The organism is Paenibacillus germinis (assembly GCF_013141785.1).
Classification (GTDB): domain Bacteria; phylum Bacillota; class Bacilli; order Paenibacillales; family NBRC-103111; genus Paenibacillus_E; species Paenibacillus_E phytorum.
This window is the reverse complement of record NZ_WHOC01000062.1, coordinates 55,765-70,237: the sequence shown is the minus strand read 5'-3', so window position 1 is coordinate 70,237 and position 14,473 is coordinate 55,765. Positions and strand designations below refer to the sequence as shown.

Here is a 14,473-nt window from a genome sequence, read left to right as displayed (position 1 = left end):
GCGATGTTTTTCATCGCTATGGCTCTGCTTTCCCGCGCGACACGCGGGTTAGCGGTCCGACCGTACACTTGAGAAAATGGATAAAAGGTTAGCTAGCGCTGCCCGCTAAGAGAACCGCCGCGAGAAACACGAGCTGCAGCAGCGTTCGGGCAAGCAGCTTAGGCGTAGGTCTCCCGCCGATTGTTAATCGTTCCCGGGCTGCCTTCACATTGGCTGGGAACATGGCTAGAAACAGTATCGCCAAGCAGATGGAAGCCACGCGGGAAGTAGCGGGGAGGAGAATACCGATGGCTCCGGCAATTTCCAGCCAGCCAGTGGCAGTAACCAGCAAATCCGGCCTCGGGAATGCGGGCGGAACCATCCGGATCAGGTCTTGTCGGCTTTTACCCCAGTGGGCGGAAGCAGTAATCAGCAGCATGATGGCCACCGCTAGTTGAAGCGGAGTTTGCCAACCGTCGAAATAGGACCAGCCGAACAGACCTAGAACCCTAAATAGCGTAAACGAAACAACAAGCACATAAAAAGGTATCATGGATATCCCTCCGTTAAAGTCTATTGGTTTGAATTGGTTTGTAACATATCTTTCATAAACAACGAATAATCTTGGGTATTAAAAGAAGTCCCAGCCAGTGGAATCGAGGAGCGCAAGCGTAAACCGAGTGAGAGCAGAACGAACATCTCCGCTGTCTTATCCGTATCCACTGATTCCGGAATGACCCCATGTTCTTGGCCAGTCATTATCCACTGTTTGGATACATGCACAGAACGCTCATAATACTGCTTGAGCACATCCGCTACAAGAGGCTGATCCTCTTTTCCGAGTAAATACATCAGCACTTTGTTCGTTACATCCTGACTATCTTCCAAAGCCGATAAACTTTCTGTGATCTTCTGCATTGGATTATCGAATGTTGGGCGGCCTTTCTCCACTTCGTTCATAAAGCGTTCGTTGGTCTCTTCTAGCCGTTCTTGCAGTACCCAAGCAAAGATTTCGTCTTTACTCTTCACGTAATGGAAGATAGCCCCCTTTGACAATCCTGATTTCTCCATGATGTCTTTCATAGTGATCGAGTGACACCCTTTTTCCCGTATTAGCTCTTTGGTTGAATCCAGCAGCAACTTTGTTGTTTGCTGCCTGCGTTCCTCTTGCTTCAAAGTAATCCCTCCGTTTACGTTTGTAACCTAATACATCGTTTATTTATATCTATAAGCATATTATACATACCGACCATTGGTTTGTAAATAAGGTTAAATCATTATTATTGGACGATAGAGGCTGTCGATTTATTCATTGTGCCTCCTCATAACAACTGGTAGGCATAACTACAAAATTCGATTTTGAGTTCGTTCAGCAGCTTTGTGAGGGTTGATTGGGCTTTCGTGGTTACCAGTGTTGTATTATCTGCAACAATGTATACGCCAAAAGGCTATTTTTTATGTTGAAATTGCAGTTTGTACAACATTTTGAACCCATTTCTTGCGAAATGGCCAGATTAGGGCCCAATTGTTGTACATTACGCAACATCGAAGGGAGAGAGGCGGGATTTAAGCAGCAATTGTTGCACTTTTATATAACATCATTCAACCGTGAATCGAGATTCATTCATCTTGCAGACTTAAGTGAACCTATAAGACGATGGATTCCGATTTAAGATACCTTCATGTAGAACAAGATTGATGAATAAATCGACGGTCTCCAACATACAAACAAGCGCATGCCGCTCAAATGGCGCATGCGCTTATTTATATGCCAATATCTAGACCGGCAGCAGTAGTACTTTGCCCGAAGTCATATTCGCCATATACTGCTGGATGGCATCTACGGTTTGACTCATCGGGAAGTTTTGGCTAATTTCGGTTTGGATCTGTGATCCGATTGATTTTTTCATCGAGCCCTGCAGGGCGAGAAGTTCAAAGATCGATTGTGTTTTCACCCAATCGGACGCCCAGAATCCGGAGATACGTTTCCGTCGAAAAACAAGATCATCAGCGTTGATCGTTGTCGTTTTTCCTCCCAGTAGGCCGTATTGGAAAATGGTAGCGCCATCAGGTAGCGCCGATAGCACGAGGCCCGTCAAGTCGCCTCCTACGGCATCAAAGCACACGGTAGCTCCAAGCTCATGGGACTTAATCTTTAAGTCCTTCTCGAAGGTAGCTGAGCTGCTGTTGACGATATGCTGTCCGCCTAATTCTCTCAGCAACAGTTCTTGTTCTTCCTTGCGAACAACACTAATCACAGGAATACCATGCTCTTTGCCGAGCTTCACTAAAATTCGGCCAAGTGCGCTAGCACCGGCTGTTTGAACGATGGCTTTGGATTTATGCTGCTTGGCTATCTTCACCATGGCCATGGCACTCGCCGGATTGACGAAGAAGACAGCACCTTGCTCATCAGATACATGATCTGGCAGCACCATGCAGGTCATAGCACTTGCTTTGGTGTAAGGCGCCCAAGAGCCGTAGACTTCGGATACGAAGGCGACACGTTTTCCTTTTAACATTCGTGCGACAAGGCTGTTGCCTGTAGCGATAACCGTTCCGCATCCTTCCATGCCGCCAACCGAAGGCAGTTCTCGCTGTATCCCATAATTACCGTGCAGAAATAATAAGTCGGCGGGATTAATGGAGGCTGCATGTACTTTAATCAGCACCTCGCCGCTGTTTATATCCGGAATGGCAGTCTCGCCAAATTCAATACCTGAAATCCCACCATACTCCTTGATCATAACGGCATTCATTATCTTCGTCATGCGAGTAAACCCACCTTATCTATTTGCGTATGATGTTCTCTAATGATTATATATGACTGCTGCAAAAGTGGGAATATTATAACTGTCTGATAAATCCATGAGCGATATTGAGATCCGATGGCATGAATTTAGAAGCACCTGATTTGATCAAACCAGCTAGAACGACACAATTAGAGGCAATGGCCCCACGCATCCATTTGGGATCGAAGGGAGAGTTGGCTTCTAAGGTTTGGAGGTCCTGCGCTGCCAATTGTCTGGTTAGTTGGGTGAAATCACTTCTATGGCAATACAGATCATCCTCAAGCTCGATCTGGAAATGACGCAAATACGTTTTCTCGCCGCCCGTATACGCAAACTGCTCCAAGGAAGTTGGTAATCGGCAGGAGAGCCATTTGATACAAGTAGCAATCTGTCTTTGATCTGGGGGTCCAAGTAAGTTGAATTGTTGGTTAAGATCGGAGATGCCGAATGGAATCAGATAAGGAGCTTCGCTTTCACTCGTGATAATTTGGATGCTGCCTCCCCCGGCATTGATCACATCAAGGTCACTGGGGATATCCGATTCGGCTATAGCTTTCTTCAGTAAGTCAGCCTCTTCTTTCTGGCTAATGGTTCTGTAAGCAATCCTCAAATTCCTACAAACTTCCTGCATATGTTCGGACAAATGAGGTGATCTTCGCATCGCTTCTGTACCGATAGCTTCGATGTCTCCTTGACCAAGGCCTTCGATAAAGGAGCCCTGCGTAGAAAGCAAAGACTTTAAAGTACCTTCAATAGACGGCAGGTCCACCCCGCTCTCCAGAAGTTCCCATGTTAGAACATCCACTTGCTCAATTTGGTCGTTTGATTTCCTGAACACTTTGGCACTATGACTTCCCAAATCCAAAATTAATTTATTACTGTGCATAAGATCTCACCCATTTGTTTTCGTAGTTTGGTAATCCCCAAGCGTGGCTTCAGAACTCCAATACTAAAGGATCAATGATTTCTATGTCAACCAATTTTTGCTAAAAATTAGTAAAAGTTTGTATAAAGTTCTAGTTTCAACAAATTGCCTTGTTTTACGACACAGAAAGCATGATTGCCGGATGTTCAGCAAAAAAGATGACCCAATCCTCGAAAGGATTGGGTCATCTTCACATGACAAATTTATAGCCTACGCCCCACACGGTTTTTATGTATTTCGGTTCTTTGGGATTGACTTCAATTTTTCTGCGCAAATTCGTAATATGAACGTCAATGGCACGGTCGTTTATGTAGGAATCGAAACCACGTAATGCATTTATGAGATCTTCTCTGCGGTAAACGCGTTCGGGGTGCTCGTACAGCAGCCGGATAAGCTCGAATTCGGAGAACGTCATTTCGATGGACTCGCCTCGGACGTAGAGCGTTCTTTTTTCCAAATTAATATTTAAATCCATGGCTGGTACGGTAACTTCATGTTCTACCTGAAGTTTTGGAGTCTCGGGAGGGTGTCCCAGTTTGAAACGACGCAATAGGGCTTGTATTCGGGCTTTCATCTCATGCATGCTGAATGGTTTGCATAAGTAATCATCAGCACCAACGGTGAATGCTTCAATCTTTTCGCTCACTCTAGAGTCGGATGAAATAATAATAATGGGTACAGGAGTTATGTTCCGAAGGGAGGTACACAGCTCAGTTCCTTCAAAGTCAGGAAGATTGAGGTCGAGAAGAATGAGATCCGGTTCGAACTCACGCAATGCAGCAAGGCCTTCCTGACCATTGTGGGACCGTAGTACTAGGAAGTCTTCCTCTTTCAGATACATACAGATCATTTCTCCGATAATATCATCGTCCTCAATTAGTAGAACTCTGTCCATTAGAAACTCCCCCAAACTAAACTAAATTTTCAATTCAAAATTCGTGAAATGAACAGAGGGAATGCATGTGCTAACACTTTACTCATTAATTCTATTATACGGTGTCGAAATTTAAGAGTAAACCGCTATCATTGACATTTTAAGAGAAATTGTTAGTAAATTATTAGCGAAATTAGAAGGGGAAATTCGTACCATTTATGTAAGTAACCTAATAAGTGGAAAGTATAATAGAGTGATAATGCGTATTTATTGCTTGTAAGGGTGGTGGGGAAATGGGTCTTTTGGACGGGTATGGTGTTCTAATTGTAAGTGATTCAAGTGAATTAAGATCAGAAGTAGGGTCCTTAATCGAGAAGGATACACAGTTCGTAATGACAGGTATGGCGAAGCGTGGAAATACCGTACTTGACTGCATCTTGGCTAGTAAACCGGATTTGGTCATCATTGATTTAGATATGGTTAACTCAGATGGACTACTTGCGCTTCATCTTATTATGAATCATAGTCCTATTCCTGTCGTAGTACTTTGTACGCATACACCCGAAGGTTCTATGAAGACCATTCAAGCGATGCGGCTAGGTGCGGCAGATTATTTTCATAAAGAAATGTTATCCCAGGAATTGAAAAATAAGATTATGACCTCTTATTTTCTTGAACGATGCAAAATGGCCATTCAAAACGGAATTCAAGGCGTCTATGACTCTCATTTCTATTCAACAGGAATTGTAGAAACAGTCCTTTCTACCCCCCTGCCACATAGACAAGATCAGTTCCAAAGGCGCATGGACATCGAGTTTCACCTGCGAAGAGCGATTGACAATCAGGAATTTCATCTTGTTTATCAACCAGTTGTTGATGTATATACGAATCAAATTGTAGGACTAGAGAGCCTTATTCGTTGGAACAACGCTACTTTGGGTCATGTACCTCCTTCTGATTTTATCCCTATAGCGGAAGAATGCGGTCTTATTCATGAAATTGGGGAATGGGTACTGAAGGAAGCCTGCATGCAGAACAAGAGGTGGCAGGAGGCTGGCCTCTCCAAAGTGTTTGTTGCGGTTAATCTGTCCAGACGACAGTTCAATGATAGCCGACTTAGCCGGATGATTCAGACTATCTTGGAGAAAACAGGCTTACAGCCCAAGTACTTGGAGCTCGAAATTACCGAAAGCATGAGTATGGAAGTTGAGCTGGCCGCAGACGCACTTCGTCAGCTGAAGAAGCTGGGTGTTCGCGTTGCGATGGATGATTTTGGCACCGGATACAGCTCACTCGGGTATCTCAGAGATTTTCCCATTGATAAATTGAAAATTGACCAATCCTTTATTAAGGGATTGATACAAAGCCAAGTGAATGCGGTTATCGTAAACACGATGGTTACGATGGCTAGAAATTTGAATCTTCTCGTTGTAGCGGAAGGTGTAGAGACAGAGGAGGAGCTTCAAGTACTGCGGGAGTGCGGCTGCAGGCTGGTCCAAGGTTATTATTTCAGTCAGCCGGTCAAGGCGAAGCGTATAGAGGAAATGCTGCATCTAGAAACCAAACAAACAGGATAGCGTGATTATCCTACATTCTAAGTCGATATAGGCTGGTGATTATTCTGCTTCACGCTTTGATTACCAATTTTGCTATTATAACGATTTTTGTATTATTCGTGGAACAGCTTTCCATAACGATGAAACTGAATCAGAAGCCTGCTTGGCTCTATAAGGTTTTCATTGGCCTTTCATACGGAATGTTAGTTTTTGTCCTCTTACACTTCAGTGTCCACGTTGATGATCACGTTATTATTAATTTTCGCGGAGTTGCTTTACTGCTTTCTATTTATCTAGGAGGATTCTTCTCCTTAAGTATTACATTCGTATGTCTATGGATAGGGCGTTACATCTTTGAAGGTCACATAGATATTCCGCAGCTGTTATTTGGAATGATAGCTGTCACGGGGACTGCTATTATCTTTGCTAGAACGCGTTCATATTGGCTTAAATGGTTATATGGAGGAGTCATTTTCTACCCGTCTTATTATACGATGATATGGTTTGTTTATCGAACACCGCTTGATATCTATTACAGATATATTATCATTCAGCTGCTTTGTTTGTTTCTTGTTGCTTGTTTTCTGCGATATTTACTTCGGGCTCGTGAGTATAAGCAGCAGATTTACCAAGTGGAACAGGAACTAATCGATATGCTGCGCTTTCAGGCAGGGTTTACGTTTAAACTCCATAAACACCGGGATCGATACGTTTACATTTTATTTGAAGGACAGCTGGTCTATCATCTTGGTCTGAGACCTAGTCAATTCATCGGCAAAGAGTTGGACGAAATTCATGTATTAAGTGAAGAGTTCAAACAATTCGTAAAGCAGCATTATGATAAAGCTTGGCAGGGTGAACGAGTCTCATATGAATACGATAGCAGTGGCGCTACGATTCTTGTTAACTTACAACCCATTTATAAGTATGGTACCGTCAATGAAGTGATTGGATCTGCCGTGGATGTGACCGAGCACCGTGCAGCGCAAATCAAAGCGAGAGTCAGAGATGAGCAATATCGGACGTTAGTGGAAAATTCAGAGGACTTTATTTTCAGATTTCGCCTGGATGGAAGCATTTCCTCTACGAACTACAAAATGTATCAGACCTTTCAGCTAGAGTATGAGCAAGTAAGGGGACAGCAATTAACGGATCTGGTCCAAATGGATGAACCCGAGAAGTGGGAGCGGGTATTCAAACAAACGATTGAGAAGGGGAAGACACAGCAATTTGCGATCAATTTCCTGCTTCCGGATGGCAATCAGCATGCATACAACGTCACCTTGTCCCCTTTATTCAATGAGGATAAAACAGAAATCACCGGAGTCACCGGCACGGTACATGATATTACCGACTTGAAGAAGCGGGAAGAAGCGGATGAGTCCAACAGGGCGAAGAGTAAGTTTCTAGCTAGGATGAGTCATGAAATACGCACGCCCCTGAACGGTATTATTGGACTTTCTTTACTTTTACAACGAACAGAATTGACTGCGATTCAGAAGGATTATTTGGACAAAATTGATTGTTCCTCGAATGTCCTGCTTGCAACGATTAATGATATTCTTGATTTTTCAAAAATCGAGGCAGGCAAAATGACCTTGGAGATGGTGGATTTCTCATTAGAATTATCGCTCCAAAAGGTTGCCGATCTGGTCAGCGTATCAATAGGCAAAAAGCGAATTGAGATCATGCTGGATACTCCAGCAGATTTACCGGATATCGTTAGCGGTGATTCCTTTCGTCTAGAACAAGTACTCATTAATTTATCTAATAATGCGATTAAATTTACCAAGCAAGGTTATATCCGATTGAAAGTTCGGGTCGAGAATTATGTGGACGAAGGGGTCGTTGTTTCTTTTGCGATGGAAGACTCTGGAATTGGTATCTCGAAGGAGCAGCTATCACAGCTATTCTTACCGTTTTCGCAAGCGGATACATCCATAAGCCGCAGGTATGGCGGTACCGGATTAGGACTTGTCATTTGTCAGCATTTGGTGCAGTCCATGGGGGGCGTTTTGCAAGTAGATACGGTCCTTGGGGAAGGCAGCCGCTTTTATTTTAGCCTGATGTTTGGTACAAAGGGGAATGCAGGGAAAGAGACAAATCGGCTGCATAAGCACGCTGGGCTACCGCGGGGGAATAATCGTGCGCTGTTAGCTGAAGATCATCCAGTTGTAGCGCAGCATATATCTGAGCTCCTAGGTTCCTTTCAGTTTCATGTGGATATGGTTACATCCTCATCTGATTTGTTTGCTTCATTGGAACATGATAGCGCGAACAAGTCGGCAAATGACTATCTATTCCTGGATATGCAAATGGATCAAATGCAGCATCCCGCCACTTGGCGTCATGTCTTAGATTTGATAGATCGCTCACAGACGAGAGTGATTGCGTTTACAACACTTGAAGGCAGAGAGGAAATGTCCGAATTGCCATCGCAGCTGAAAGCGGATGCAGTTATTGTTAAGCCCGTCAGCAGGCTGACATTGCAGAACAGTTTACAAGCTTTGAATCAACGTAGACTGGAGGCATCTCAAGGCTCTGCAAACCATTCCATTGACGTAAATAACTCGTTGTCTATGTCCAGAGGTAGTATTTTAGTTGCTGAGGATAATGAAATTAATCAATTGGTGATTATTGGTCTTCTTGAACAATTAGGTTACCAAGCAGTTATTGCCCAGAATGGCTATGAAGTCCTGGAACTTGTTGATCAGCAGGAATGGAAACTGATTCTAATGGATATTCATATGCCTGAGATGGATGGTTATGAGGCAACACAGCGACTGAGGAAGCTCAAACAGATGAATAGGATCCCGATCATTGCCCTTACGGCAGATGTCATGATGCAAGAACGGCCGGAAATACTTAAACTTGGGCTGAATGACATCCTGATTAAACCAGTAGATGAAAAGCAGCTTTCCAATATGCTTGAGAAGTGGCTAGATCCGAATTGGTTATTTGAAATCGAGGGTGTAGACACCACGCAAATAATGAGAAATATCGATCATAAAATACATATTCTTCAATATATGGTGGAGAAATTTAAGCAGGATTACCGCAATTTCTCAGAGCAATTTTTCACATTGATCATCAATCAGGAGAATGCGACTGCACGCAGAATGGTTCATACGCTTAAAGGTATTGCAGCCAATTTCTACGCGGAGCCGCTGTTAACGGCGGTTCTGGCTTTGGAAAAAGAGATGGAAAACGATATAAATTGGGATGCCTGTCATGAGGGGATTATACGTATTCAGGTTGAGATTGAGCGGATAATTGCCGTGAAGCAAGATGTCCTGCAAGCAAATTACCGGAGTCGTTAGACGACTGGCTCTAACTTTGGGAGCTGCCGCGGCAGCTTTTTCTTTTTTGAAGAGGAGAAAAATCATATAATAGGGACTTGAAGATTAATAGTGAAAAGGCAGGTGTACGATATGAAAACAATAAAAGTTTATCATTACGATGCATTCAGTCATATTCCTAACATGGGTAACCCTGCGGGTGTCGTGTTGGAAGGCGAAACGTTTTCTGACGATGACATGCAAAAAATAGCAGAACAAGTTGGTTTTAACGAAACGGCTTTCCCGCTTAAGTCCGAAAAAGCTGATCTCAAGATCCGATTTTTTACACCTGGTCATGAAATGAACCTCTGTGGTCACGCTACAATGGCAACCATTTATGCATTGAAAACAAAAGGGTTGCTTGTAGATAAAACCGATTTGACGATTGAAACAAAAGCAGGCGTGTTATCTATTATACTTGACTCACACCTGAATAAAGGGATATACATAACGATGCAGCAAGCTCCTCCGCAATTCCAAGACTTCAATGGTTCACTGAAAGATTTGGCATCTGCCATGGGGATTCAAGAAGAAGATATAGAAACCACTCTACCAACATTATATGGAAGCACGGGCATATGGACATTGTTAGTCCCTATAAAAAAACTTAGTACTTTCAAGGAAATGAAACCGAATAATAAGCAATTTCCAGAGGTATTAAAAGAAATGCCAAAGGCTTCGGTACATCCTTTCTGCCTTGAAACATACGATGTGAATTCGCACATGCATGCTTGTCATTTTTCTTCTCCCTATTCCGGTACGATTGAGGACCCGGTTACTGGCACCGCTTCTGGTGTAATGGGGGCTTATTATGCCAAATATATGAACAAGGAAGCTGACTCTCCACTAAATCTTTTGATTGAGCAAGGACATGAAATGGGCAGAGATGGCAGAATTCACGTAACAGTAACACGAAACAATGATCAGTATGGTATAGAGGTTAAGGGGACTGCTGTTCATGTTAAAGATTTCGAGGTTTCCATATAACTTGAGGGGGAATCACGTGAAGAAACGTTGGCCGTTAATCGTAGGCCTAGTAGTAACTTGCCTTACGGGAAAGGAATCAATCTAAAAATATAATAGATAACCCCAAATATTGGAACATTTTGTATATAGTATCCGTCTAACCATTTGAGGTGAACGATTATGGGAAAAGGGAAATTTTTTTGTGGACTTCTTTTATGTACATTATTTGTTGGTTGCTCTGCTGGCATAAATAAAGATCATCAAGCATTGGAGAACTTGGAGCCAGTACAAGTAGATAGAGGAATCACTATTGACACTGAAATTGAAAAACGATTGTTGAAAGAGAAGGAGGAAAAATCCAAGCCCGTGTCAGGACTTTTTAAAACTTCATTGGCATTGTTAAAAGAAGATAGGAGTGTAAAACTGAACTTTTCTCTTCAGAATGTGTCAGGCAAAGATCAGCAAATTTCATATGGGTCTGGGCAAAAATATGATATTTTCATCTACAATGAGCAGAAAAAGGAGATTTATAAATGGTCTATTAATAAAGCGTTTACCCAAGCCTTGATAATCAGGGGTTTTAAAAATAACGAAAAGCTTACATTTAATGAAGAATGGAATTTAAACGATAATAAAGGCAATCCGGTTCCGTCAGGGAACTATACAATTGTTGTAAAAGTCATGATAGACATAGACATGGAATCCGGAAAAATCAGCCCATATGACCTAACTGATAAATCAATGATTGAAATTGCTAGATAAGTAGTTTGTCCATAGCTTCGAATGAAATCCGCTCCTTTGAGTAACAATAGCGTGAAGTGTATTTAATGATGTTACAATGGAGGGATTTCTTTGGATCAAAATGAATTGCATAAGAAGCTTGGACGTCCAGTTAGCTGGGCCATAACCTCGAATCCGGAAGAGAACGCGGATAACGCTATCTCGAATAATGTGGACCAGACAGATGAGGAAGTTCCGTCTAACTATCAGGCGATGGGTGAGAGCTATAGCGATACGACTAACTTTGAAGTTAATAAAGAACCCGGCAGATTGAATTAAAATGAAAAATAGGAGAGCCATGTTGAGAGTTTTCAATGTGGCTTTTTTTATTGCTAACTATTTTTTGTGCCTTATAATTAGGGGGAATATGGAGGGGATACACATTTTATCTAAACAAGGAAATTTACTTTTAAGTGAGCTGCCGAACTAGAAAGGGACTGCTTTGTGAAAAAATATGTTATCTCATCTTTTATACTCCTCCTAATTCTTTCTGGAGTTGTACTGCGTAAAGATTTTACTTTGTTCATTAAAAACATCGAAAAGGAATTTTATTATCACTCATCAAAATTGACGGAAAATATAAGCGTCATATTAGCTTACAGAGGAGTAACCAGCAATTCGGATAGATATATCAAGTTTATAAAACATGTTCAAGAAGGGAAAAGTGATTCATTCACCAGAATTTGGTTTGATGATATGAAAGATATTCATAATTTCAGCACCTTTCATTTTAACGGCAAAATGATTACATATGTACAAAATATTACGTATCTTGGTGAAACATCAACAGCCTTATATACTTGTAAAGGGATAGAAGATATAAAAAAAGAGCGAAACACGGTTTATTCTTTTATAGGGTGCACGAGTCAGGAGAAAGATAAAGATACCTTTAATATGGAGGTATTTTGGATTCCTAACTAATCAAACCGAGAAATCAGCCAATGAGGTTGCCACAGAAGAGAGAGCGCCTTTTAACGAGGTAATTAAGCATGGCGATATCGTTCAAGGCTTTCAATCACATAAACGACTTGAGCAATTTCCAAAGTGGTACCAGAGTCCTCGAAGAATTTACGCTACGATTTCTGTGCTCGTTTTTGCCGCGTTAATCATCTATCATATTGTTCAAAATATCGTTGCAATCGCCACGGGTAAATAGCTTTGGAATATCGGTAATATCTTTGAGCGCCTTATCGGACAATCGGTAGGGCGCTTTGTCGCGCGTTGGACAATTCGAGGGAAAAATTGTAACTTTCATGCAAAACTCACGTCTAATTATCGAAAGGAGATGATTGATTTGAGCAAATGGTTAACCTCGCTACTGGCAGCAGCCATAGTTGTACTATCCGGGCCGCAGCTCTCTCAGGCTGAACAGGAGCTTGCTGCACCAAGTGCTATGCCTTATGTAACCTTGTTGGACGAGTTTACTTTATATGCAAGCAAGGAAACAAGATCGGATGAGGCCATCGGCTCGCTTAGCGCCTTCCAGTCTGTCCACCTAGCTCCGATAGAGAGTAACATGCTGCTGGGCATCACTGGTATGGATAAAGTGCCGGTTATGACATGGCTTGGTGAAGCATGGATTAACTTGAAGGAAGGCGCGTACAAATACGGACAAATGGAACTTCAGGAGCAAACGCTGACTTTACTCGAACAGGAAACAGATCTGTATGACTCAGCGTCACCGATGAAGATGACCGCGTACAAACTCTCTCCGCAAACGGTTCAGGCAGTTGCCTCTATCTCTGTCTGCGACCCTTACACGCCATGCTACTCCAATGATAAGTGGTATTTAATCAAAACTTCATGGCTTGGCGACAAGTGGATTCGCCCGTATCATTATGCAGAAAAATACAAAGGTTCTCCGGTCGAAGAAATGATATCGATTGAACAGGAGACTGAGGTCTATATGCTGCCTTTCGAGAAACCGTTGTCTGACGAGCCGAAGCTGACCCCTCAGATCATAAAGCCTATTGAGAAGTATATGCAGCAAGCGCGAATGGTTCCTCCAAGCGTTTGGTATAAAGTCGATACATCGAAAGGACTAAGATGGATACACGCAAATGATTCCCATGGACTTGGGTTTGAGGGTGTTGAGAAGGTCGACCTTAAGCTGGACATTCCTGTCTCATTTCACTATTACAAATTACCATTCCCTTATAGTGGCGAGTTACCTGGGCCTCAGCTGCCACAAACCGTTCATGCGATTGGCAAAATAGAGGGTTGGTACTTTGTCGTAACAGACGGTTCTGGTAAATGGATCAACCTGGCCAAGGAAATCTCTTCCCGGTTGACCGGTGACTTCGATAACGATGCGAAGCTCGGGGTGAAGCTGAATGATGTTAGTCTTGAACTGACGGCAGCATCCATTGCACTGGACACACCGTATATGGAATCTTCATTGACTGCGCAGGAGCTCACCTTCACACCACAAACCGTCACCGCTTCACGCGAATGGAAGTCTCCAAACGGGGAGTTGTGGTATTACATCCATACTTGGCTGGGAGCCAAATGGGTGCGGCCATAGTTTTGCAGTATAAGCTTCAATCCATCCGGATCGCTAAGCATCGGTAAATGCCCGGTATCCAGACTTTGCACCGATTGTGGAGAAAGATTTGAGATCATTTTATTTTGTAAGGACAAACCGAATTCTTTATCCTTAGTTAGCTTCACATAAAGCTTCGGTACAGCCGGAACGGACACATCGATAGGGTCTGTATAAACACGAACGGACTCTGGAACGAATCCTTTTACAATATCCGATGTCTGCTCCAGTGTAAGGTCATTGCATAACCCAGCTCGGATCGCAGACTCGGGTGGTTTCGTACCCATTTTACGTAAAATGGTAGACATCAGGATCCTCTTGGGGAATGGAAGAACGGATAAAAATGACCCCCCATTCTTCGGAATTGCCGCTCCAACTGCAACTAAGCCTATCAAACGATCGGACAGTTCTGATGCAAGTCTAAGAGCGAGAACTCCCCCAAGTGAATGGGCAACAATAACAAACTTCGGAGTCTCCCATGCATCAATCTGTCTTTTCAAATGAGTCACATAATCCCCTAGAGTAAGCTCCTTCCTCGATTCAACAGAACCTTTCCGATAAGGAAAATCGATCTGTAAACAGGGATGATCAAGTCCCTCAATAACTTTGTCCCAGACGCCACTTTCCAAGCCTGCTCCATGAATAAATACGAAACCCGTCTTCTTTTGTGTAAGCTCTTGTTTATTCATCTTTCATTTCCTCCTCGGATCCTTGCTCATGA

Annotated in this window: 14 protein-coding genes; 7 read left to right on the top strand and 7 right to left on the bottom strand. The window is 42.8% G+C overall.

Features of this window, described 5'->3' with window-relative positions; all coding sequences use genetic code 11:
* Positions 1-88: 88 nt before the first annotated feature.
* From GC102_RS12035 to GC102_RS12015, 5 genes are all read right to left on the bottom strand, one after another.
* The gene (locus GC102_RS12035; RefSeq protein ID WP_171689750.1) at positions 89-532 is read right to left on the bottom strand and encodes a DoxX family protein; all 444 of its coding nucleotides are present in this window, start codon (positions 530-532) and stop codon (positions 89-91) included.
* Between the two features lie 20 nt (positions 533-552).
* Entirely contained in the window at positions 553-1,155 is a 603-nt protein-coding gene (locus GC102_RS12030) for a TetR/AcrR family transcriptional regulator (protein WP_171689749.1), read from the bottom strand.
* A 602-nt stretch (positions 1,156-1,757) separates the two neighbouring features.
* Positions 1,758-2,750, bottom strand: a complete 993-nt coding sequence (locus GC102_RS12025) for a zinc-binding dehydrogenase (RefSeq protein WP_171689748.1) — start codon at positions 2,748-2,750, stop codon at positions 1,758-1,760.
* A 76-nt stretch (positions 2,751-2,826) separates the two neighbouring features.
* Positions 2,827-3,657 carry a Ppx/GppA phosphatase family protein gene (locus GC102_RS12020; RefSeq protein ID WP_171689747.1) on the bottom strand — a complete coding sequence of 277 codons (831 nt, stop codon included), beginning with the start codon at positions 3,655-3,657 and terminating at the stop codon, positions 2,827-2,829.
* Between the two features lie 229 nt (positions 3,658-3,886).
* Positions 3,887-4,591 carry a response regulator transcription factor gene (locus GC102_RS12015; RefSeq protein ID WP_171689746.1) on the bottom strand — a complete coding sequence of 235 codons (705 nt, stop codon included), beginning with the start codon at positions 4,589-4,591 and terminating at the stop codon, positions 3,887-3,889.
* A gap of 272 nt (positions 4,592-4,863) precedes the next feature.
* Between GC102_RS12015 and GC102_RS12010 the strand changes: the two genes are divergently transcribed.
* The 6 genes from GC102_RS12010 to GC102_RS11985 all read left to right on the top strand — a co-directional run bounded on the left by GC102_RS12010 (position 4,864) and on the right by GC102_RS11985 (position 12,131).
* Positions 4,864-6,147 (top strand): EAL domain-containing protein, encoded by a 1,284-nt coding sequence (locus GC102_RS12010; RefSeq protein WP_171689745.1) that lies wholly within the window; start codon positions 4,864-4,866, stop codon positions 6,145-6,147.
* A 35-nt stretch (positions 6,148-6,182) separates the two neighbouring features.
* Complete coding sequence (locus GC102_RS12005) at positions 6,183-9,446, top strand: response regulator (protein WP_171689744.1); 3,264 nt, start codon at positions 6,183-6,185, stop codon at positions 9,444-9,446.
* A 111-nt stretch (positions 9,447-9,557) separates the two neighbouring features.
* Positions 9,558-10,451, top strand: coding sequence for a PhzF family protein (locus GC102_RS12000; protein ID WP_171689743.1), 894 nt, complete (start codon positions 9,558-9,560; stop codon positions 10,449-10,451).
* Between the two features lie 159 nt (positions 10,452-10,610).
* Positions 10,611-11,192 (top strand): BsuPI-related putative proteinase inhibitor, encoded by a 582-nt coding sequence (locus GC102_RS11995; protein ID WP_171689742.1) that lies wholly within the window; start codon positions 10,611-10,613, stop codon positions 11,190-11,192.
* Positions 11,193-11,282: 90 nt separating this feature from the next.
* Positions 11,283-11,489, top strand: a complete 207-nt coding sequence (locus tag GC102_RS11990) for a hypothetical protein (RefSeq protein WP_171689741.1) — start codon at positions 11,283-11,285, stop codon at positions 11,487-11,489.
* Positions 11,490-11,654: 165 nt separating this feature from the next.
* Positions 11,655-12,131: a hypothetical protein gene (locus GC102_RS11985; protein WP_171689740.1), complete on the top strand. Its 477-nt coding sequence runs from the start codon at positions 11,655-11,657 to the stop codon at positions 12,129-12,131.
* Between the two features lie 181 nt (positions 12,132-12,312).
* Here GC102_RS11985 and GC102_RS11980 read toward each other — a convergent pair whose 3' ends face one another.
* The gene (locus GC102_RS11980; protein WP_171689739.1) at positions 12,313-12,465 is read right to left on the bottom strand and encodes a hypothetical protein; all 153 of its coding nucleotides are present in this window, start codon (positions 12,463-12,465) and stop codon (positions 12,313-12,315) included.
* A gap of 39 nt (positions 12,466-12,504) precedes the next feature.
* On the opposite strand from GC102_RS11980, the gene GC102_RS11975 reads away from it, so the two are divergent.
* A complete protein-coding gene (locus GC102_RS11975; protein WP_171689738.1) occupies positions 12,505-13,734 on the top strand; it encodes a hypothetical protein in 1,230 nt (409 codons plus the stop codon).
* Here the strand turns inward: GC102_RS11975 and GC102_RS11970 are convergent.
* The gene (locus GC102_RS11970) at positions 13,692-14,441 is read right to left on the bottom strand and encodes an alpha/beta fold hydrolase (RefSeq protein ID WP_171689737.1); all 750 of its coding nucleotides are present in this window, start codon (positions 14,439-14,441) and stop codon (positions 13,692-13,694) included. The two genes, GC102_RS11975 and GC102_RS11970, sit on opposite strands and share 43 nt — an antisense overlap.
* Positions 14,442-14,473: the final 32 nt, after the last annotated feature.

Excerpts from the sequence above, each read along its gene's own strand:
- GC102_RS12035 (WP_171689750.1), bottom strand. The coding sequence starts at position 532 with ATGATACCTTTTTATGTGCTTGTTGTTTCGTTTACGCTATTTAGGGTT.
- GC102_RS12025 (WP_171689748.1), bottom strand. The coding sequence starts at position 2,750 with ATGACGAAGATAATGAATGCCGTTATGATCAAGGAGTATGGTGGGATT.
- GC102_RS12020 (WP_171689747.1), bottom strand. The coding sequence starts at position 3,657 with ATGCACAGTAATAAATTAATTTTGGATTTGGGAAGTCATAGTGCCAAA.
- GC102_RS12015 (WP_171689746.1), bottom strand. The coding sequence starts at position 4,591 with ATGGACAGAGTTCTACTAATTGAGGACGATGATATTATCGGAGAAATG.
- GC102_RS12010 (WP_171689745.1), top strand. The coding sequence starts at position 4,864 with ATGGGTCTTTTGGACGGGTATGGTGTTCTAATTGTAAGTGATTCAAGT.
- GC102_RS12000 (WP_171689743.1), top strand. The coding sequence starts at position 9,558 with ATGAAAACAATAAAAGTTTATCATTACGATGCATTCAGTCATATTCCT.
- GC102_RS11995 (WP_171689742.1), top strand. The coding sequence starts at position 10,611 with ATGGGAAAAGGGAAATTTTTTTGTGGACTTCTTTTATGTACATTATTT.
- GC102_RS11980 (WP_171689739.1), bottom strand. The coding sequence starts at position 12,465 with ATGAAAGTTACAATTTTTCCCTCGAATTGTCCAACGCGCGACAAAGCG.
- GC102_RS11970 (WP_171689737.1), bottom strand. The coding sequence starts at position 14,441 with ATGAATAAACAAGAGCTTACACAAAAGAAGACGGGTTTCGTATTTATT.